This window comes from Vibrio sp. B7 (genome assembly GCF_963888765.1).
Lineage (GTDB): Bacteria > Pseudomonadota > Gammaproteobacteria > Enterobacterales > Vibrionaceae > Vibrio > Vibrio anguillarum.
The window spans coordinates 34,879-56,415 of the sequence record NZ_CAWPKR010000007.1 but is presented as its reverse complement, the minus strand read 5'-3'; the positions used below and the strand labels follow the sequence as shown (position 1 = coordinate 56,415).

Here is a 21,537-nt window from a genome sequence, read left to right as displayed (position 1 = left end):
TTATCCCTTGCGAGATAAGATTACAAGATGACGGTCACCTTCCAACTCAGGAACTTTCAAAGCTTTGACATCAGTCACAGAACACCACTCAGGTAGTGTGGCTATTTCCTCATCTGGCCGTTGTCCTTTCAGGGCTAAAAATCGGCCCGATGTTTCTTTTGGTAAATGGTGACACCATTCCACCATATCGAGCATTGAAGCAAACGCACGGCTCAGTACGCCATCAAATTTTACTTCAGGCTGAAACTCTTCGACTCGACTTTGAATCGTGGTCACATTTTTAATACCAAGCTCATGCAGAACTTGTTTAATAAAACGAATGCGCTTACCTAAACTATCGAGTAAGTAAAAGGTTTTATCAGGATTCATGATAGCGAGAGGTATACCAGGTAAACCAGGCCCAGTACCAACGTCGATAAAACGCTCACCCTGTAAGTGAGGACTTACCACTATACTATCTAAAATATGTTTCACCAACATATCCATAGGATCGCGCACTGAGGTGAGATTGTAGGCTTTGTTCCATTTATTCAGCAGTTCCACGTAACCGACTAATTGGCTACGTTGCTGCTCATTGACCTCGAGATCGGTTTGACCAATTAAATCATCGAGACGCGTTCTTAACTCGTTCATGCGGCGTCTTCCCCTTTCTTCAGTACACCTTGCTTTTTCAAATAAACCAATAAGATAGAAATAGCAGCAGGTGTAATACCAGAAATACGAGAGGCAATACCAACTGTTTCAGGCTTGGCATTGTTAAGCTTAAGGATCACTTCGTTGGACAAGCCTTTGACCTGTTTATAGTCAAGATCCAGCGGCAATTTAGTGTGCTCATGGCGCAATGATTTGTCGATCTCATCTTGCTGACGCTGAATATAACCATCGTATTTGATTTGAATTTCAACTTGCTCAGCCGCTTCACTATCGTTCAATGCTGGTGCAAATGACTCAAGCGACGTGAGCTGTTGATAGGTGATTTCAGGTCGACGTAGTAGATCTTCACCACTTGCTTCACGAGACATGGGTGTTTTGAGCAACGCATTCAGTGCATCAACACCAACGGAGTTCGGGTTCATCCACGTTTGTTTCAAACGTTGACGCTCGATTTCCATGTTTTCCATTTTTTGATTAAAACGCGCCCAGCGCACATCATCGACTAAACCTAACTCTCTGGCTTTTTCGGTTAAACGCAAATCGGCGTTATCTTCGCGTAGCAGTAAGCGATATTCAGCGCGAGAGGTAAACATGCGATAAGGTTCTTTGGTACCCATAGTGGAAAGATCATCGATCAACACGCCCATGTAAGCTTGATCACGGCGTGGACTCCAGCCTTCTTTTTCTTGGCTAAATAAGCTTGCATTCAAACCAGCCATTAACCCTTGTGCTGCCGCTTCTTCGTATCCGGTGGTGCCGTTGATTTGACCAGCAAAGAACAAACCACTGATGAATTTGGTTTCATAGGTTTGTTTTAAATCTTGTGGATTGAAAAAATCGTACTCTATGGCGTAACCCGGACGAACAATATGTGCGTTTTCAAACCCTTTCATTGAGCGAACGATCTGCACTTGTACATCAAACGGTAAGCTGGTGGAAATACCGTTAGGGTAGAGTTCTGTCGTGGTCAAACCTTCAGGCTCGATAAAAATTTGATGGCTATTTTTGTCGGCAAAACGCATGACTTTGTCTTCGATCGATGGGCAGTAGCGTGGGCCGATACCTTCGATGACTCCTGCGTACATCGGACTACGATCAAGATTGGCACGGATCACATCATGCGTTTTATCGTTGGTATGCGTGATGTAGCATGGTATTTGACGTGGATGCTGTTCACGTTGTCCCATGAAGGAAAAAACAGGCGTTGGGTTATCACCGTGTTGTGTTTCTAACACTGAGAAGTCAACGCTACGGGCATCGATCCTTGGCGGTGTACCCGTTTTTAAACGATCGACTCGAAACGGCAGTTCACGTAAACGTTGCGCTAATGCGATCGATGGAGGATCTCCTGCGCGGCCTCCTGAGAAGTTTTCAAGACCAATGTGGATCTTTCCACCAAGGAAGGTGCCTACCGTCAATACCACCGCTTTGGCGTGGAATTTGAGGCCCATTTGAGTCACAACGCCCATTACACGATCATTTTCAACGATAAGATCATCGACCGCTTGTTGGAACAAAGTTAAGTTTGGCGTGTTTTCAAGCACATCACGCACATACGATTTGTAAAGCGCACGATCTGCTTGGGCTCGAGTCGCTCGAACCGCTGGCCCTTTTGAGGCATTGAGTGTTCTAAATTGTATACCTGCATGATCAATCGCTTGTGCCATTAGACCGCCCATGGCATCGACTTCTTTAACCAGATGTCCTTTACCAATTCCGCCGATCGCAGGATTGCACGACATTTGTCCTAGAGTCTCAATGTTATGGGTAAGCAATAGCGTACTTTGACCAGTACGAGCTGCAGCGAGAGCGGCTTCCGTTCCAGCATGGCCACCACCGACCACAATGACGTCAAATTTTTCGTGATAAAGCATGAACCGACCTCAGGTATTCAATGAAGCATGGACTGACAAAAGAGGCGTATTCTACCTGCTTTCCACTGGCTAGAAAATCGCTTTTCTGCTTTTTTAATCTGAGCTTGGTAAGTTAATAATATATAAGATCTATATAGAGATCTTTTATTAGATCTATTATTAGGATCGAGCATATCTGTGGATAACCGATAAATGATCAACAAGATCATGGTTTTTAAGAGGATCACAAGCTGTGATCCTGACATGATCTAATCGTGTATTAGCTGGGATCAAAAAGGCTAGTTATGCACAGGGTCGTAAAGTGCATAAGTTATTAATTGGATAACTATAGGTTAATCACCGAATAACAGCATAGTTATACACATTAAAATATTTAAAATGGACTTAACTTTTCTATGGCGAGTATTGAGACAGTTATACACAGAGCTTAAGAGTACAAAAAAAGCGGCTCACAGGCCGCTTGGTGACTTTATGCTATTCGCTAGAATTGTTCGATGTGCTGTTTGAGCCATACTTCAGCGGCATCTTCAGGAACGGAATATTCTAATATATCTATGGTGAAACAGTCGCTAATTGGCGTTGCACCTATATCCTCAAGCAGTTGATATGCATGCTTACCTGCTGCGCAAAACGTGTCATAGCTTGAATCGCCAAGTGCTACCACGGCATATTTTAACTCGCTCGTATTCGGTGGTGTTGATTGCAAAGAAGCGATAAAAGGTTGGATATTGTCTGGGTAGTCACCCGCTCCATGCGTGGAGGTGACAATGAGCCAAGTCCCTTGTGAGGGGATATCACTTAAGTTGGGTTGGTTGTGGATAGTCGTAGTATAACCTTGCTCTTGCAGTAGATCGTTGAGATGATCGGCGACATATTCAGCGCCTCCTAAGGTGCTGCCAGTGATGATATGGATCATGAGATATTCCTATAATTAAGAGTGATCAAGCTTCTCACTGCGATCATTTGCCGATACAGAACGACGAAAAGATGCGCCCTAACAAGTCATCGGAGCTAAATTCGCCCGTTATCTCGTTTAGATGTTGCTGCGATAAACGCAGTTCTTCCGCTAAGATTTCACCAGCCATGTAGCCTTCGAGCTGCTGCTGACCAATCATGAGGTGCTGTGCGGCGCGCTCTAGCGCGTCCAAATGGCGTCGTCTGGCCATAAAACCGCCTTCATTGCCCCCAGCAAAGCCCATGCACTCTTTGAGATGAGTACGCAGAGCATCAACTCCCTCTCCAGTTTTTGCCGACAGGCGGATTAAGGTTGGAGAATTAACATGACAGATACCGAGCGATTCTTTGGTTTGATCGACTTTGTTGCGGATCACCGTCATGCCGATGTTTTCAGGCAATCGATCGACAAAATCTGGCCAGATTTCTTTTGGATCGGTAGCATCGGTGGTGGTGCCATCAACCATAAAGAGCACACGATCTGCTTTTGCTATTTCATCCCAAGCACGCTCAATACCTATTCTTTCGACTTCGTCATTGGCATCACGTAGGCCAGCGGTATCGATGATATGCAGTGGCATGCCATCGATGTGGATGTGCTCTCTCAGTACGTCACGCGTGGTTCCTGCGATGTCGGTGACGATTGCTGAGTCTTTGCCTGACAAGGCATTAAGTAAACTTGATTTGCCCGCGTTAGGACGCCCTGCTATCACCACTTTCATCCCTTCGCGTAAAATGGCCCCTTGATTGGCCTCTTTGCGCACGGCGTCTAAGTTGTCGATGATATTTTGCAGATCTGCGGCAACTTTACCATCGGCAAGAAAATCGATCTCCTCTTCAGGAAAATCAATCGCTGCTTCAACGTAAATTCGCAGGTGGATTAGGGAATCGACCAAGGTGTGAATGCGTTTGGAAAATTGACCTTGCAATGAATGCAGAGCGGATTTGGCCGCTTCTTCAGAGCTGGCATCAATCAAATCGGCAATCGCTTCCGCTTGGGTTAAATCCATTTTGTCGTTTAAAAACGCACGCTCAGAAAATTCACCCGGGCGCGCTGCGCGCAAGCCACTGATAGCCAAAATGCGTTTGATCAGCATATCCATGACGACCGGGCCACCGTGTCCTTGTAGTTCGAGCACATCTTCGCCGGTAAAGGAGTGAGGGTTAGGAAAATAGATCGCGATGCCTTGGTCAAGTTCGGTGCCATTTTGATGCTTAAAAGGCAAGTATTCCGCATAACGAGGTTTCAGTGTTTTCCCGGTTACTTCAAGCGCGACTTGAGCGGCTTTCGGGCCTGAGACGCGAATAATCCCCACGCCACCTCGGCCTGGAGCGGTTGCTTGAGCAACAATGGTGTCTGTAGACATAAGGGTACCTAACATAGGGGTGTATGAGCGCAATTGTAATCAGCCAAAAACAAAAAGGCGACCAAAAGGTCGCCTTTGTTTCACTTGTCAGTGTGACTTCTTGCTGAAGTGGCTACTTAGAGTGTAAGCCTTTTTTCTCCAGCGCTTTGTAAATCAAGGTTTGCTGGATCAAGGTAACGATGTTCGATACCAACCAGTAAATCACTAAACCTGATGGGAAGAACAAGAAGAAGAACGTAAACATAACCGGCATAAAGGTCATGATCTTCTGTTGCATCGGATCAGTGACTGTCGTCGGGCTCATTTTCTGGATCATAAACATACTCACACCCATCAGCAGTGGCAAGATGTAGTATGGGTCTTGTGCTGAAAGGTCATGAATCCAACCAAAGAAAGGTGAATGACGCAGTTCAACCGATTCCATTAATGACCAGTAAAGCGCAATGAAGATAGGCATTTGCAGGAAGATAGGTAAACAACCACCGAGTGGGTTTACTTTCTCTTTCTTATACAGCTCCATCATTTCTTGGCTCATGCGTTGGCGGTCATCGCCGATGCGCTCACGCATTGCTTGCAGCTTCGGTTGCAGCATGCGCATTTTTGCCATAGAGGTGTATTGTGCTTTGGTCAGTGGGTACATAGCACCGCGAACAATGAAGGTTAAGCAGATGATTGCTACACCCCAGTTGCTAACGAAGCTTTGAATGAATGAAAGCAACATGTGTAGTGGTTTTGCAATAAACCATAACCAGCCGTAGTCGACAACTAGATCAAGATTTGGCGCAACTGCAGCCATCTCATCTTGTAGTTTTGGACCGACCCAAAGTGTGGCTAAGAATGTCGCTTTTTCACCGTTGGCGATGGTTTTATTTGGCATGCGAACACCAATATCACCTAAGTTGCCAATCACGCGAGTGTATAAGTTTGACCCTGCTGCATCACGTGGGATCCACGCGCTGGCAAAGTAGTGTTGGATCATCGCCGCCCAACCTTCACCGTTAACTAAAGGCAGTGACAAGTTACGATCTTGCATATCATCGAAACTGTATTTCTTATAACGTGTATCTTGTGTTGAGTAAGCACCGCCACGGTAAGTTGGCATAGCCAAGCTGCCACCAGCGTCCAATAAATTTTGGCGTAGGTGTGCGTACATACCCAGTGTCGCGTTATTACCAGATTGGTTGACTACATCAAATTCAACATCCAAGGCGTAGCTGCCACGTTTAAGGATGAAGGTTTTGGTGTATTCAAGGCCATTGGCTTGATAAGTCATGGGAATGCGCAGTTCGTCTTGACCATCTGCTAGAGCAAAGGTGTCGGCGCTAACAGTATAGTTTGGACGATTGTTGCTGCTTAAATCGATCCCTTGCGGTCCCACTAAACCACTTTGCGCGATAAACTGGTGACCAGGAATGTCTTTAAGTAGCACAAATGGGTCTTCTGAATTGAGTTCAGCATCGTACTTATTCAGCTCGGCCTTCACTACATCACCACCTACCGTGTCAATTGACAGAGTCAGTACATCAGTCTTGACGGTGATGGTTTTTGCAGACGCATTGGTTACTGCTGGTGCTGGGTCTAACTCATCAGCCATAGATGGTGCAGTTAAAGTGCTGCTATTTTGTGCCTGCTCAACCGCTTGAGGTGCTGGGTTCTTTGCTACTTGCCATTGCTGGAAAAGTAAAAAAGAAACGAGTGCCAAGGCGATTAACAGGATATTACGTTGAGAATCCATCGTTAATTATCTCTGTCTTGTTTTTGGACTGGTGGCGGAACGGGGTCAAAACCCCCTTCGTTCAAAGGGTGGCATTTTAATAGACGTTTGCCTGATAACCAACACCCTTTTACAAAACCGTGAGCTTTCAACGCTTCTATCGCATAGTTTGAACAGGTTGGAGTAAAACGACAGCGTGGTCCAAGCAGAGGACTGATGATTCCTTGGTAAAAACGGACGAATCCGATTGCTAACCACGCGAAGGGCGAGACAGGCGATGCCATAATTTTTCAAATAGTTTGAACATTTCTTCATTGCTTAAATCTTGCGCGCTCTTTTTCGCAATCACAACAAAATCTTTGTTAGGAAGTTGATGCTGTTTATTACGGAAGCTTTCGCGAGCGAGGCGTTTGAAGCGATTACGGCCAACAGCAGTTTTGATCTGTTTTTTGGGGACGGCCAACCCTAACCTTGGGTGGGTAAGAGCGTTTTCGCGAGCAATGATAGTGAAATGGGGGGAGCCTGCGCTGTGCGCTTGCTGGAAGACTTTTTTATAATGTTCGGGAGTTAACAAACGTAACTCCCGATTGAACGCGTACGTATTCAAAATAATCGCGAATTATTTTGACAGGCGCGCGCGGCCTTTAGCACGACGTGCATTAATAACCTTACGGCCATTCTTAGTTGCCATGCGTGCACGGAAACCGTGAGTACGCTTGCGCTTTAGAACGGTAGGTTGAAAAGTGCGTTTAGACATGTGTAATTACCTTACTGATCAGTAGTTTTTAGGTTCAAATAAACCCGGCGTGGGCATATTTTCGCTTCTTTAATAGAAAGAAAGGAATCCGACGCCTCTCAACAAAGAGGCGGAATTGTAATCACTGTCACAATAAGTGTCAACGATTGGGTTCACTAAAATTCCGGTCGGGGGATTATACGCAGTCTCCTTTAAATCACAAGGATCCTTCGTCGATCCCCACCTGATTTAAAAATTTCTTGAGCTTAGGATCCTGTGGATTACCAAAGATATCCTGTGGAGAGCCTTGCTCTACAATTTGCCCATCGGCCATGAAGATCACGCGATCGGCTACCTCTTTTGCAAACTGCATCTCATGGGTAACCACCAGCATTGTTTGGTGATGAGTAGCTAATTTCTTCATTAAAGCAAGCACTTCGCCAACCCATTCAGGATCGAGTGCTGACGTAGGTTCATCAAATAGCAGCAATTCTGGTTGTAGCGCCATCGCACGACCGATCCCAACGCGCTGCTGCTGGCCACCAGAAAGCGCTGCGGGATAACTCTCTCCTTTATCCCCAAGACCGATGTCATCCAAAATCTGCTGTGCGCGGGTCAGGGCGAGATCTTTTTTCCAACCGTGCACCGTAATGAGCCCTTCGGCGACATTTTGCCTCGCTGTCATATGAGCAAACAGCGCGTAGTTTTGGAAAACAAAGCCTGTTTTTCTGCGCAGTGCTAATACATCTGCTTTGGTCTGTTGCTGGGTGTCGACGGTGACATCATCAATAGTAATGGAGCCTTGGTCTGCGCGTTCTAGGAAGTTGACGCAGCGCAGTAAGGTCGATTTACCTGTACCGCTTGAGCCAATAATGACGATGATTTCACCTTTTTCTATTGCTAAGCTGATGCCTTTGAGCACTTCAGTATCGCCAAAGCGCTTATGAATATTATCGAGTTTAATCATCGTACATACGCCTTATTGAGTCTCTCTTCAGCCCAAATTTGTACCCGAGTCAGTACCACCACTACGGCCCAGTAAATTAATGCAACGGCGAGGAAAGCTTCAAAGAAGCGAAAGCTTGACGAAGCTTCCATCTGCGCTCTGGCCATGATCTCAGCGACTCCTAATGTAAAAGCTAATGAGGTCGATTTGATCATATCAATGAAGTAATTCATTAATGATGGCAACGCGATACGCGTAGCTTGCGGCAAAATAATGCGGCGCATTGCTTGGCTTGTGGTCATACCCACAGACAAACTCGCTTCCATTTGGCTGCGATCAATACCCAAAATGGCGGCGCGAATACTTTCTGCCATATAAGCGGCGAAGTGAAGAGTTAGCCCGATCACCGCGGCGCTAAATGCATTTAAACCGACCATCCACGGTAACACTTGCGGCAGACCATAGTAGAGTAGAAAGAGTTGTACCAGCAGGGGAGTACCGCGGAAAAAGCTGATGTACAGCTGGCTTAGCGGATCCAAAATGGGCACTTTGAACACACGAATATTGGCTAAAATGACCGACAGGATCAAAGCAAACACTAAGCCCCAAGTCGCCATCTCCATGGTGGTGCCTAAATACCTGAGCAGTATTGGCATCAGCTCAAGCATATAGTGAAAATCAAATCCCATCGGCTTACCTTTTTAAAACAAAAAAGGTGGAATGTGTGGTTCCACCTCAATCCTATCTTTTGATAATAGGGGAATTTACTTATTGGTGATATCGGCAGCAAACCATTTTTCAGAAATCGCACTCAGTGTGCCATCAGCGCGCATCGAGGCTAACGCTTGATTCACTTCAGCTTGCAGTTTTTGGCCTTGCTCGTTGTTAACAAACGGCCAAGCGTTTTCAATGGTTTCAAAAGGGTGACCAGCCAATTGTAACGGTAAGCCCGTTGTTTTAATCAATTCCAGAGCCGAAAGGCGATCCATCACAAACGCATCGGCACGGCCAAGAGCAACGTCATGTTCAATGCCAGTATCGTAAGTTTTGATGATAATTTTATTGTCTTTGTCAAAGCTGCGCAGTAGCTGCTCGAAGTTTGAGCCTAAATTGACCGCGACCGTTTTGCCGGCAAGATCGTCAATCCCTTTAATGCTGTCATTACCTTTGCGAACGGTAATTTGTGCACCGTCGATGACATACGGGCCAGCAAATAAGTATTTCGCTTTACGTGCTTCTGTGACGGTGATTTGGTTTGAAATGGTATCAATTCGGCCAGTTTCAAGCAGGCCAAAGAGACCGGAGAAATTAGCAGTAACATATTTTACATCGTAATCATTGCGTTTACCTATCTCATCCCAAACATCCACTTCAAAGCCTTGCAGCTTGTCTTGTTTGACAAAAGTGAATGGAAAATAGCGCCCTGACATGCCGACTTTTATTTCCGTTGCCGCGTGTACGCTTGCAGCGGATAGTGCAATTGCAGTAATGGCGACTTTAACCCAGTTTTTCATCTTGAAACTCCTTATATTTATAGAGAGGGATGTTACTGGTAAAGCACTCAATAGAATAAATAACCAGTAGTTATTAACCATAACCGAACATAGTGACACAATTGGGGATAAGTATAGAGGATCCTTGTATATGTGGATCATCGTGTGGGTAAAGTGGTGCTAATTGTGAAGATCGACAAAAATCAAGCGCAAATTGTGTGAATAACTTCGATCTTATTCACTGGATCACGGATCAATCGCTGGCGATCTTGGTTATCAACAGGTAAAATCGCCAGTCTTTTCGATCATTTACTTAGAGTGAGGGCAACCGTGTCATCTTCGCTTTGGTTGCAATGTTTGCAACAGCTTCAAGAAGAGTTACCAGCAGCGGAATTCAGCATGTGGGTACGTCCGTTACAAGCGGAGCTCAATGACAATACTCTCACTTTATTCGCCCCAAACCGCTTTGTGCTTGATTGGGTGCGCGATAAATACATCAACAGCATTAACCGACTACTGCAAGAGCATTGTGGCCACGATACCCCGAACCTGCGTTTTGAAGTGGGTAGTCGCCGGGTCAGCGCGCCTAAAGCTGCTCCCGTTCGTACTCAAGCGGATGTCGCGGCTGAATCTTCAGCTCCTGCACAGTTACAAGCGCGTAAACCAGTACATCGTACGTGGGAAAACGACACGGTTGTGGCAGACATCAATCACAGATCAAACGTTAACCCTAAACATAAGTTCAATAACTTCGTTGAAGGTAAATCGAACCAACTTGGTTTGGCTGCAGCGCGTCAAGTTTCTGATAACCCTGGCGCGGCCTATAACCCACTCTTCTTATACGGTGGTACAGGGCTAGGTAAAACACACTTATTGCACGCAGTTGGTAATGCGATTGTTGATAACAACCCAAATGCAAAAGTGATTTACATGCACTCAGAGCGTTTCGTGCAAGATATGGTGAAAGCGCTGCAAAATAATGCGATTGAAGAGTTCAAACGCTATTACCGCAGTGTTGATGCACTCTTGATCGATGATATTCAATTCTTTGCCAATAAAGAGCGTTCGCAAGAAGAGTTCTTTCATACCTTTAACGCATTGCTTGAAGGTAACCAACAAATCATTTTGACTTCCGACCGCTACCCTAAAGAGATCAATGGGGTGGAAGATCGCCTGAAATCTCGTTTTGGTTGGGGTTTGACGGTTGCGATTGAGCCACCAGAGCTTGAAACGCGTGTCGCGATTTTAATGAAGAAGGCAGAAGATCACCAAATTCATCTTGCCGATGAAGTTGCCTTTTTTATTGCCAAACGCTTACGTTCCAACGTGCGTGAATTGGAAGGTGCACTAAACCGTGTTATCGCCAACGCTAACTTTACCGGCCGTCCGATCACCATCGATTTTGTGCGTGAAGCGCTGCGTGACTTATTAGCTTTGCAAGAAAAATTGGTCACCATTGATAACATTCAAAAGACCGTGGCGGAATACTACAAAATTAAAGTGGCGGATTTGCTTTCTAAACGTCGCTCTCGCTCGGTTGCTCGTCCACGCCAGTTGGCGATGGCACTGGCTAAAGAGCTGACTAACCACAGCTTGCCTGAAATTGGTGATGCGTTTGGTGGCCGAGATCATACGACAGTGCTGCACGCTTGCCGTAAAATCCAGCAGTTACGTGAAGAGAGCCACGACATCAAAGAAGACTATTCGAATTTAATTCGTACCCTGTCTTCTTGATGCACAACCTTCTTATATCAGCTATTTTAACCCTCACATTTAGGGTTGCCCGATAACATCGTAAGAGCTAACTATGAAATTTACTATTGAACGTAGCCACTTCATTAAGCCACTTCAGCAAGTATCTGGAACATTAGGCGGACGTGCGACTTTGCCAATTCTTGGTAATTTGTTGCTCAAAGTGGAAGAGAACGAGCTGTCGATGACGGCGACCGATCTTGAAGTCGAACTGATTAGCCGCGTGACACTTGAAGGTGAGTGCGAAGCAGGAAGCATCACTGTCCCTGCGCGTAAATTTTTAGATATTTGTCGCGGCTTGCCCGATAGCGCCGTGATCACTGTGGTATTGGAAGGCGATCGCATTCAGATGCGTTCTGGCCGTAGCCGTTTCTCTCTGGCAACCTTACCTGCCAGTGACTTTCCTAATATTGAAGATTGGCAAAGTGAAGTGGAAGTGTCGCTCACTCAGGCAGAACTGCGCAGTTTAATTGAGAAAACCCAGTTTTCGATGGCTAACCAAGATGTGCGTTATTACCTGAACGGTATGCTATTTGAAATCGACGGTTCAACCTTGCGCTCTGTGGCAACCGATGGACACCGTATGGCGGTTTCGCAAACGGCACTCAGCGCGGATTTTGCCAATAAACAGATCATCGTGCCGCGTAAAGGGGTACAGGAACTGGTCAAGTTACTTGATGCGCCAGAACAGCCGGTTGTGCTGCAAATTGGTAGCTCAAATTTGCGCGCCCAAGTGAATAATTTCATCTTCACTTCTAAGCTGGTTGATGGCCGCTTCCCTGATTATCGCCGCGTTATGCCGCAGCAAACGACCAAAACCTTAGAAACGGGCTGTGATGAGTTACGTCAGGCATTTTCTCGTGCCGCGATTCTCTCAAATGAAAAGTTTCGCGGGGTACGGGTTAATCTTGCGGATAATGAAATGCGCATTACCGCCAACAACCCAGAGCAAGAAGAAGCGGAAGAGTTGTTGGATGTCACCTTTGAAGGCGACGCTATCGAAATCGGTTTTAACGTCAGCTATGTGCTCGATGTACTGAATACATTACGTTGTGAACAGGTTCGTGTATCGATGTCTGACGCCAACGCCAGCGCGCTGATTGAAAATCGCGATGACGACAGCGCGATGTATGTCGTCATGCCGATCCGACTTTAAGTTTGCGCAATGCCGCTGACTCGTTTAATCGTCCAACAATTTCGCAATATTAAAGCCTGTGATATCCCATTATCATCAGGCTTTAACTTTCTTATTGGCCCTAATGGCAGCGGCAAAACCAGTGTATTGGAAGCGATTTACCTGCTGGGTCATGGTCGCTCGTTCAAAAGCGCCTTAACCGGACGCGTCATACAAAATGAGTGTCAGGAGCTGTTTGTGCATGGGCGTTTTTTGACCTCGGATCAATTTGAGCTACCGATTGGCATTAATAAGCAGCGTGACGGTTCAACAGAGGTTAAAATAGGCGGTCAATCTGGGCAAAAACTGGCGCAACTGGCACAAGTTTTACCTTTGCAATTGATTCATCCGGAAGGGTTTGATCTGCTCACCGATGGACCAAAACAACGACGTGCATTTATTGATTGGGGGGTATTTCATAGTGAACCTGCCTTTTATGATGCATGGGGGCGTTTTAAGCGCCTCAATAAGCAGCGCAATGCGTTGTTAAAAACGGCAACCCATTATCGTGAACTCAGTTACTGGGATCAGGAGATGGCGCGCTTGGCTGAACAAATCGATGCATGGCGCACACATTATGTGACGCAAATGAAGTGTGTTGCCGAGGCGTTGTGTCGCAGTTTTTTGCCAGAATTTGATGTGCAAATGAAGTATTATCGTGGTTGGGAAAAAGAGACGCCCTATCAACAAATCCTCGAGAAAAACTTCGAACGCGATCAATCGCTAGGCTACACATTCAGTGGCCCGAACAAAGCGGATTTAAAAATAAAGGTCAATGGAACACCAGTTGAAGATGTTCTATCACGCGGTCAGCTTAAATTAATGGTGTGTGCACTGCGCGTCGCACAAGGACAACACTTAACCGAGCTGACAGGTAAGCAATGCATCTATTTAATTGATGACTTTGCTTCCGAATTAGATAGCCATCGTCGTAAGCGTTTAGCGGATTGCTTAAAATCGACGGGGGCACAAGTTTTTGTAAGTTCTATTACGCAAGGCCAAGTTGCAGACATGATTGAGTCAAACAGCAAGATGTTTCATGTGGAACATGGCACAATAGAGCACGGATAAAATAGTGAGAGAGTAACTCATGTCGAATAATTACGATTCATCGAGTATTAAGGTACTGAAGGGTCTGGACGCGGTTCGTAAACGTCCAGGAATGTACATCGGCGACACGGATGATGGCACCGGTCTGCACCACATGGTTTTTGAGGTGGTGGATAACTCAATTGATGAAGCGTTGGCAGGTCACTGTAAAGACATCGTAGTGACTATTCACGAAGACAATTCAGTTTCAGTTAGCGATGATGGCCGTGGTATTCCTACCGACCTTCACGAAGAAGAACAAGTTTCTGCCGCGGAAGTTATTATGACGGTTCTGCATGCGGGCGGTAAATTTGATGACAACTCATACAAGGTTTCGGGTGGTCTGCACGGCGTCGGTGTGTCCGTTGTCAACGCGCTGTCTGAAAAAGTGCTACTGACTATCTACCGTAACGGCGCTATTCACACACAAACTTATTGTCACGGTGTGCCACAAGCGCCGTTGGCTGTGGTGGGTGAAACCGATAAAACCGGGACAACCCTGCGTTTTTGGCCAAGTGCTGAAACCTTTACCAACATTGAATTCCATTACGATATTTTAGCTAAGCGTCTGCGTGAGCTCTCTTTCCTAAACTCTGGTGTATCCATCAAATTGCTTGATGAACGCGAAGAAGATAAAAAAGACCATTTCAGATATGAAGGTGGTATTAAAGCGTTCGTTGGCCATTTAAACCGCAATAAAACGCCGATCCATGAAAAAGTATTCCATTTCAGCTCTGAGCGTGACGATGGGATTACCGTGGAAGTGGCGATGCAGTGGAACGATGGCTTCCAAGAAAACATTTACTGCTTTACCAACAATATTCCTCAACGTGATGGTGGTGCCCACTTAGCGGGTTTCCGTGGGGCGTTAACTCGTACCCTAAACACCTTCATGGATAAAGAAGGCTTCTCGAAAAAAGCGCAAGCGGCGACCTCGGGTGATGATGCTCGTGAAGGCTTAACCGCGGTGGTTTCAGTGAAAGTGCCGGATCCTAAGTTCTCTAGCCAAACTAAAGATAAATTGGTTTCATCCGAGGTGAAATCTGCGGTTGAATCAGCAATGGGTGAGAAATTGGCGGAGTTTTTGGCTGAAAACCCAAGTGAAGCCAAAATGGTCTGTTCAAAAATCATTGATGCGGCTCGTGCTCGTGAAGCGGCGCGTAAAGCGCGTGAAATGACACGTCGTAAAGGTGCGTTAGATCTTGCTGGTTTGCCAGGTAAACTCGCCGATTGCCAAGAAAAAGATCCTGCACTATCTGAACTGTACATAGTGGAAGGGGACTCTGCTGGCGGTTCTGCCAAGCAGGGACGTAACCGTAAAAACCAAGCGATTTTGCCGCTGAAAGGTAAAATTCTTAACGTTGAAAAAGCTCGTTTCGACAAAATGCTTTCTTCGCAAGAAGTCGCAACGCTTATCACCGCATTAGGCTGTGGCATTGGCCGTGATGAATATAACCCAGACAAACTGCGTTATCACAACATCATCATCATGACCGATGCGGACGTCGACGGTTCGCACATTCGTACGCTACTGCTGACCTTCTTTTATCGTCAAATGCCTGAGCTGATTGAGCGTGGCTACATCTACATTGCTCAACCGCCTTTGTATAAAGTGAAAAAAGGCAAGCAAGAGCAGTACATCAAAGATGAAGATGCGATGAACCAATACCAAGTTGCTTTGGCATTGGATGGTGCCTCACTGCATGTTAACCCTCAAGCGCCAGCATTAGCAGGCGAAGCGTTAGAAACCTTGGTTAAGCAATACAATGTCGCCATTAAGCTGGTGGAGCGCATGAGCCGCCGCTACCCTTACGCCTTGATCCATGAATTCATCTATATGCCGCGTATCATTGTTGATCAATGCGCTGATTCTGCAGTAGTAGAAGCGTGGGGCAAACAGCTGGTGGAGCAGTTAAATGCGAAAGAAGTTGGCGCAAGCCAATACAGCATTGAAACTGAGCACAATGCGGAGCTTGGTATTTATCAGCCTAAGATTGTAGTGCGCACTCATGGTGTAACGCACCAACATCTATTAAGTGCTGATTTGCTCAATTCGAAAGAGTACAGCAAGCTGGCGGACCTTTCTGAAGCACTTTATGGCTTAGTTGAAGAAGGGGCTTACATTCAACGTGGTGAGCGTATTCAACCTGTCGATAACTTTGTTGATGCGTTGAACTGGTTAATTAAAGAGTCTCGCCGTGGCCTAAGCCTGCAACGCTACAAAGGTCTAGGTGAAATGAACCCAGATCAGTTGTGGGAAACGACGATGGATCCTGAATCTCGCCGTATGCTGCAAGTCACGATTGAAGATGCTGTTGGTGCTGATGAACTGTTTACCACCTTGATGGGTGATCAAGTTGAGCCGCGTCGCGCATTCATCGAAGAGAACGCCTTAAAAGTTGCCAACCTCGATGTCTAAGTCGTTGCTATAAAGCAAATCCCAAAAAACACCGTTTCGCAAGAGCGGTGTTTTTTATGGTCAATACAAAGTCACCCAACGTGGGAGCAACCATTTTTAGCATCAACACTTTCTACTTATCTTAGGTTGTCTTCAAGGATAAAAGGTCATAAACGTTTTTTTATTGGGATTTTCTCTCAATAAAAAAAAGTATCTACTATTTTATTTTATTCCATGTTTTTAGAGGTTTTTATGAGCTTGAATTATATTTTTTGGCCGATATAGTATTCATTAATTACTTTTTAGGAGATGTGGGTTTGTTATTTATCTTACAGTAATAAATCCGAAGGTCTAACTTTCGGATATTATCTAATCTATTTTTGGAATTATTGTAAGGAGTAATAAATATCAACTTATTTAAGCGTTGGCTTGTTTTTTTCAAAAGTAAAATAATAACAAGCTTATTTGTTACCTATCAGTCTCCACTGATTTTACTGACTCTTTTCGAGAGAATAGAAGCAGAATCATTGGCCAGATATTCTACGGCAGAGCGCCGAGTCAACGTTGGAGATAGGGTCAGCTTTGTTGATACAGAAAAGTGTCAACCTTATCAAATTATTATAGTGCTTGGTGAGCGGAACAACCCTAATGATGGTCTCGTATCACTTTACTCTTATTTAGGCGCTTCTATTTTTGGATTACGTGAACAAGAGTGTTTTAAATTATATATTTTAGGAAAAGAGCGAGAATATAAAGTGGTTAATATTCTTCCTGAAAAGTCACTAACGTGTGTAAATTAAATTTCTTCGTTAAAATAAGGAGATTACTATGAGTAAGAAAGATATGAAAAAAGCGCAACTTAGCCTAAAAGAAAAGCGGAAATTAAAGCAAGAAAAAATGGAAGAAAGCAGTGTAATTAAAGAAAGGAAAAAACGCGGAAAATAAAATAAGTTTTCATCGGTTAAAGTGCAAAATAAAGCCTAATGATATCGTTAGGCTTTTTTATGTCTCTGTATTGACTCTATATCCTGCTAATGAAGGCTTTGTAACTCTACGGAGTATCAGTTTGATTCGATGTCCTCTTTCTAGTTTCTGTTCGCTTTAGCGAGGACTAAAAAATTTTTCAAAAAATCCTTGAAAAGAATTTTAGTGCCCCTATATCTATCAATGAAGAGGATGCCGTAAGGACCTCTGGAATGGCGACACAGGTTTGCTCTCTTAAGAGGAGCCTTGTGTTGTGATCATTAAATGTGTTGTTAGCTCCATGTTGAAAGAATGGCTGCTAACGGCTTAGCGCCTATGCGCTAAGGCTATTGCTTATGATGAGGATAGTATGATGAGAACAGTAGATTTCACTCCTTTATACCGCAACGCAATTGGTTTTGACCGTCTATTAAACATGATGGAATCCAGTTCAGCGAAGAATAGCTCTGCGGGTTACCCTCCGTACAATATTGAACAGCAAGACGACAATAAATATCGCATCACGATGGCGGTAGCTGGTTTTTCTGAAGAGCAGATTGAGATTACTCAACAAGAAAATACGCTGATTGTGCGTGGCGAACGTAAACCCGAAGAGAATAAAAACTACGTCTACCAAGGTATTGCTGAGCGCGATTTTGAACGTAAATTCCAATTGGCCGACTATGTCAAAGTACTCGGAGCCACAATGGAAAATGGCTTGCTACACGTGGATCTTGAACGTGAAACACCTGAAGCGATGCAACCACGTAAAATTGCGATTAATGGCAAAAACTTAATTGAGAACAATTAAGTTACTGGCCACATTAAAGTAGTGAAAGAGCGCCTTTTGGCGCTCTTTTTCATGGCAGAAAGGATGAATTACTGTTGATACGCTAATGCCACTTCTTGAGCAATAATTTGAATGCCCTTTTGCATGGCTTCATCATCTTGCACGTAGTTCATGCGCAGACACTGATGCGCGTGTTGCCAATCGTCTTGTTGACCAATAAAGAAATATTCACCCGGTACAATCAATACTCCTCTGGCTTTTAGACGTTGGTAAAGTTCCATCGTGGTGATGGGGAGCTCATCAAACCAGAGCCATAAAAAGATCGCCCCTTCTGGTTTATGGATACGAAAGCGCGGGTCGCTAATGGCTTGCTTGAGTAACTCGACTGCTCTTTGTGATTTCTGCTGGTAGAAGGGCTTGATCACATCGCGACTGAGCCTTAATAGATCGCCTTTTTCAATCATGTGATGAGCAATGGCTGGGCCGATGCTGCCTGGCGCTAAACTAATGATGCCATTCATGTTGGTTAATGCTTGGGTAATGGTTTCGTTGGCAATGACGATACCGCAGCGCACACCGGGTAAACCCAGTTTCGAAAGGCTCATGCATAAAATGGTGTTGTCATTCCAAAAGGGTTCAATCTCTTCAAAAATGATGTTGGGAAATGGAACGCCGTATGCATTGTCGATAATCAGTGGGATATTGTTCTCTCTAGCCAGCTTATCGAGCTTGTGGATCTCTTGTTCTGTGAGCACATTTCCCGTCGGATTGGTTGGACGGGAAGCACAAATGGCGGCTACCGACGAATCCACGCTCAAGGTTTCGAAATCCACGTGGTATTTGAATAAGCCATTGTCGAGTAGTTCTATTTCTGGGCGATAGGAGACAAAAATATCTTCATCTATCCCGGCATCACCATAACCAATATATTCAGGCGCTAATGGCAGTAAAATTTTCTTATGTGAACCATCAGCTTGCTGGCCAGCAAATAGATTAAATAGATAGAAAAATCCACTCTGGCTGCCATTGGTTAAGCTAATGTTCTTTTCACTGATTTCCCAGCCATAGGTTTCTTTGAGCAGTTTTGTGAGAGATTTAACGAACAGATCTTTACCTTGTGGGCCATCATAGTTGGCGAGGGCAGCGATCAGTTCACCACTGCTAAGCATGTCAGCACTGGTTTGATGAAAGTAGTCAATCATGGCGGGAATGGCGGCTGGGTTACCACCGCCGAGCATAATGGCTCCGGGGGTGCGCAGGCCATCATTGAGATCGTCCATTAACTGGGTAATACCGGAATACTGATTAAATTTTTCACCAAATTTCGAAAACTGCATTGCTGACTGCCTAATTCATTCTTGTATTTGCTTGCATAAAGGGGCATGAAACGATGCCATGCCCATCGAGTAATCCTTGAACATACCCCAATGTTTTTGCGAGTCAAAGCACTATTTTTCGCCAAATAACACACTGCGGTCAGATAAAACAAAAAGCCCAGCGGATGGCCGCTGGGCTTTGATAGATTAATTTGTGTGCCGAAATATCAGCGACTACTTTTGCAGCAGTGAAATATCAGCAATTTGTAGGAACAGATTACGCAAGTTGTTGAGCAGCGTTAAACGGTTTTGTTTTAATGCTTCATCGTCTGCCATCACCATGACATTATCAAAGAAAGCATCAACAGGTTCACGTAGTGCTGCCAGCTTGCTCAGTGCTTGTTGGTAATCACCGGTAGCGAAAGCAGGTTCTAGTGCTTCGGTCATCACTTCCACTTCTTCCGCTAAGGCTTTTTCGGCCGCTTCTTGAAGAAGTGTTAGGTTGATTTCTGCAGCCAGTTCACCGTCAAATTTCGCTAAAATGTTACCGACACGCTTGTTTGCCGCCGCTAGGGCTTCAGCCGCTTCCAGTTCACGGAAGTGGGAAACCGCTTTAACACGTTTGTCAAAATCAGCGGGTTTGGTTGGACGACGAGCAAGTACAGCTTGGATGATGTCGACGCTAAAACCTTCATCTTGATACCAAGCACGGAAACGGCCAAGCATAAACTCAATTACATCGTGCTCAACGTTGTCGTTGGTAAGGCGATCACCAAACAGCGATTTCGCTTTTGCTACGAGGTCAACTAAGTCCAAGTTATAGCCGTATTCAACGATGATGCGCAGTACACCCAGTGATGCGCGACGCAGAGCAAAGGGATCCGAGCCTTTTGGTGCTTGGCCAATACCGAAGATGCCGACTATGGTGTCTAGCTTGTCTGCGATTGCCACAGCGGCGGAAACGCCATTGGTTGGCAGAGCATCGCCAGCAAAGCGTGGCATGTACTGTTCGTTTAGTGCAACGGCGACTTCTTCTGCTTCTCCGTCATGGCGAGCATAATGCATACCCATCACGCCTTGCGTGTCGGTAAATTCAAACACCATTGAGGTCATCAAATCGCATTTAGCCAGTAAGCCCGCACGTTTTGATTTTTCTACATCCGCGCCAATCTGTTCTGCAATGTAACCAGCCAGTTCAGTAATACGGTCAGTTTTATCTTTAATCGTACCTAACTGCTGCTGGAAAATCGCGGTTTCTAGTCGTGGTAGACGATCGACTAATTTGCTTTTGAGATCGGTATTAAAGAAGAATTCCGCGTCCGCTAAGCGTGGACGAACGACTTTCTCGTTGCCTTCGATAACATGGCGAGGCTCTTTCGACTCGATGTTAGAGACGAAAATAAAGTTAGGCAGCAATTGCTTATTCGCATCGCTCATCTGATGAGAATAAACCGGGAAGTATTTTTGGTCACCTTTCATGGTGTAAACCAAAGCTTCTGACGGTACTTTAAGGAATTTTTCTTCAAATTTCGCCGTCAGCACCACTGGCCATTCAACCAGTGAGGTCACTTCTTCAACCAAGTCATCGTCAAGATCGGCAACACCGCCAACCTGTAGCGCTGCTTTTTGTGCATCCGCAATAATTATTGCTTTACGTGCATCGTAATCGGCGATTACTTTACCGCGCTGTTCTAAAATCGCTGGGTATTGCTCTGCTGAATCGATGGTGAACTCTTTTTCGCCCATAAAGCGGTGGCCACGAATGGTGCGCGCAGAAGCTACGCCTAAGATCTCACCTTCGATCAGTTCATCACCCATCAAAATAGTCAGAGTTTTTACTGGGCGGATAAATTGTGTTTCTTTATCACCCCAGCGCATGGGTTTGGCGATAGGCAAGTTTGCTAACGCTTTGGCGGCAAGTTCAACCACAATAGCTTTGGCATCTTGGCCTTTGACTTCCTGTTTGAACAGTAGCCATTCACCTTGTTCTGTTGTTAGGCGATCCGCTTGCTCAACAGTAATGCCGTTACCACGCGCCCAGCCTTGTGCTGCTTTGGTTGGATTGCCATCGGCATCAAAAGCAACAGAAATAGCGGGGCCACGTTTTTCGACCACTTTATCCGCTTGACCTTGGGCCAAGTTGGTCACTTTCAGTGCTAAACGGCGAGGGGTTGCAAACCATTTGATGCCTTCGTGTGCCAGTTCAGCGGTTTTCAATTCTGCGGCAAAGTTAGCCGCAAACGCTTCAGCCAAAGTGCGAAGTTGTTTTGGTGGTAGCTCTTCTGTGCCTAATTCAATTAGAAATTCTTTTGCCATC

At 45.3% G+C, this 21,537-nt stretch carries 19 protein-coding genes; 6 read left to right on the top strand and 13 right to left on the bottom strand.

The window, feature by feature from the left end:
• The 11 genes from rsmG to AACV32_RS04095 form a co-directional block, all read right to left on the bottom strand.
• The gene (gene rsmG, locus AACV32_RS04145; protein WP_088729311.1) at nucleotides 1-633 is read right to left on the bottom strand and encodes a 16S rRNA (guanine(527)-N(7))-methyltransferase RsmG; all 633 of its coding nucleotides are present in this window, start codon (nucleotides 631-633) and stop codon (nucleotides 1-3) included.
• The gene (gene mnmG, locus AACV32_RS04140) at nucleotides 630-2,528 is read right to left on the bottom strand and encodes a tRNA uridine-5-carboxymethylaminomethyl(34) synthesis enzyme MnmG (protein ID WP_017047816.1); all 1,899 of its coding nucleotides are present in this window, start codon (nucleotides 2,526-2,528) and stop codon (nucleotides 630-632) included. Before mnmG ends, rsmG begins: the two co-directional genes overlap by 4 nt.
• Before the next feature lie 481 nt (nucleotides 2,529-3,009).
• A complete protein-coding gene (gene mioC / locus AACV32_RS04135; RefSeq protein WP_017044116.1) occupies nucleotides 3,010-3,444 on the bottom strand; it encodes an FMN-binding protein MioC in 435 nt (144 codons plus the stop codon).
• Between the two features lie 43 nt (nucleotides 3,445-3,487).
• Nucleotides 3,488-4,849: a tRNA uridine-5-carboxymethylaminomethyl(34) synthesis GTPase MnmE gene (gene mnmE, locus AACV32_RS04130; protein WP_026028517.1), complete on the bottom strand. Its 1,362-nt coding sequence runs from the start codon at nucleotides 4,847-4,849 to the stop codon at nucleotides 3,488-3,490.
• A 112-nt stretch (nucleotides 4,850-4,961) separates the two neighbouring features.
• Nucleotides 4,962-6,584 (bottom strand): membrane protein insertase YidC, encoded by a 1,623-nt coding sequence (yidC, locus tag AACV32_RS04125; RefSeq protein ID WP_017046370.1) that lies wholly within the window; start codon nucleotides 6,582-6,584, stop codon nucleotides 4,962-4,964.
• 2 nt (nucleotides 6,585-6,586) lie between these two features.
• Entirely contained in the window at nucleotides 6,587-6,847 is a 261-nt protein-coding gene (gene yidD / locus AACV32_RS04120; protein ID WP_081265547.1) for a membrane protein insertion efficiency factor YidD, read from the bottom strand.
• Nucleotides 6,814-7,170 carry a ribonuclease P protein component gene (gene rnpA / locus AACV32_RS04115; protein ID WP_026027667.1) on the bottom strand — a complete coding sequence of 119 codons (357 nt, stop codon included), beginning with the start codon at nucleotides 7,168-7,170 and terminating at the stop codon, nucleotides 6,814-6,816. Before rnpA ends, yidD begins: the two co-directional genes overlap by 34 nt.
• 12 nt (nucleotides 7,171-7,182) lie before the next feature.
• On the bottom strand, nucleotides 7,183-7,320 hold the full coding sequence (gene rpmH, locus AACV32_RS04110) for a 50S ribosomal protein L34 (protein WP_010319951.1): 138 nt from the start codon (nucleotides 7,318-7,320) through the stop codon (nucleotides 7,183-7,185).
• Between the two features lie 196 nt (nucleotides 7,321-7,516).
• Nucleotides 7,517-8,266 (bottom strand): amino acid ABC transporter ATP-binding protein, encoded by a 750-nt coding sequence (locus tag AACV32_RS04105; RefSeq protein WP_013855580.1) that lies wholly within the window; start codon nucleotides 8,264-8,266, stop codon nucleotides 7,517-7,519.
• Nucleotides 8,263-8,934 carry an amino acid ABC transporter permease gene (locus tag AACV32_RS04100; protein ID WP_010319949.1) on the bottom strand — a complete coding sequence of 224 codons (672 nt, stop codon included), beginning with the start codon at nucleotides 8,932-8,934 and terminating at the stop codon, nucleotides 8,263-8,265. The genes AACV32_RS04105 and AACV32_RS04100 overlap by 4 nt, the downstream gene beginning before the upstream one ends.
• A 75-nt stretch (nucleotides 8,935-9,009) precedes the next feature.
• Nucleotides 9,010-9,759 carry an amino acid ABC transporter substrate-binding protein gene (locus AACV32_RS04095; protein ID WP_170895673.1) on the bottom strand — a complete coding sequence of 250 codons (750 nt, stop codon included), beginning with the start codon at nucleotides 9,757-9,759 and terminating at the stop codon, nucleotides 9,010-9,012.
• A gap of 309 nt (nucleotides 9,760-10,068) precedes the next feature.
• Between AACV32_RS04095 and dnaA the strand changes: the two genes are divergently transcribed.
• The 6 genes from dnaA (at nucleotide 10,069) to AACV32_RS04065 (ending at nucleotide 17,925) form a co-directional block, all read left to right on the top strand.
• Complete coding sequence (dnaA, locus tag AACV32_RS04090; RefSeq protein ID WP_010319947.1) at nucleotides 10,069-11,472, top strand: chromosomal replication initiator protein DnaA; 1,404 nt, start codon at nucleotides 10,069-10,071, stop codon at nucleotides 11,470-11,472.
• A gap of 73 nt (nucleotides 11,473-11,545) precedes the next feature.
• On the top strand, nucleotides 11,546-12,646 hold the full coding sequence (dnaN, locus tag AACV32_RS04085) for a DNA polymerase III subunit beta (RefSeq protein ID WP_017046368.1): 1,101 nt from the start codon (nucleotides 11,546-11,548) through the stop codon (nucleotides 12,644-12,646).
• Nucleotides 12,647-12,655: 9 nt separating this feature from the next.
• A complete protein-coding gene (gene recF, locus AACV32_RS04080) occupies nucleotides 12,656-13,735 on the top strand; it encodes a DNA replication/repair protein RecF (protein WP_013855575.1) in 1,080 nt (359 codons plus the stop codon).
• Between the two features lie 19 nt (nucleotides 13,736-13,754).
• On the top strand, nucleotides 13,755-16,172 hold the full coding sequence (gyrB, locus tag AACV32_RS04075) for a DNA topoisomerase (ATP-hydrolyzing) subunit B (protein WP_017046367.1): 2,418 nt from the start codon (nucleotides 13,755-13,757) through the stop codon (nucleotides 16,170-16,172).
• Between the two features lie 506 nt (nucleotides 16,173-16,678).
• Nucleotides 16,679-16,951 (top strand): GreA/GreB family elongation factor, encoded by a 273-nt coding sequence (locus AACV32_RS04070; RefSeq protein ID WP_017046366.1) that lies wholly within the window; start codon nucleotides 16,679-16,681, stop codon nucleotides 16,949-16,951.
• Nucleotides 16,952-17,487: 536 nt separating this feature from the next.
• Nucleotides 17,488-17,925, top strand: a complete 438-nt coding sequence (locus tag AACV32_RS04065; protein ID WP_010319943.1) for an Hsp20 family protein — start codon at nucleotides 17,488-17,490, stop codon at nucleotides 17,923-17,925.
• A gap of 68 nt (nucleotides 17,926-17,993) precedes the next feature.
• On the opposite strand, the gene AACV32_RS04060 is transcribed toward AACV32_RS04065, so the two are convergent.
• Nucleotides 17,994-19,241 carry a valine--pyruvate transaminase gene (locus AACV32_RS04060; RefSeq protein WP_170895672.1) on the bottom strand — a complete coding sequence of 416 codons (1,248 nt, stop codon included), beginning with the start codon at nucleotides 19,239-19,241 and terminating at the stop codon, nucleotides 17,994-17,996.
• Between the two features lie 213 nt (nucleotides 19,242-19,454).
• Nucleotides 19,455-21,536 (bottom strand): glycine--tRNA ligase subunit beta, encoded by a 2,082-nt coding sequence (gene glyS, locus AACV32_RS04055; protein WP_019281084.1) that lies wholly within the window; start codon nucleotides 21,534-21,536, stop codon nucleotides 19,455-19,457.
• Nucleotide 21,537: the final 1 nt, after the last annotated feature.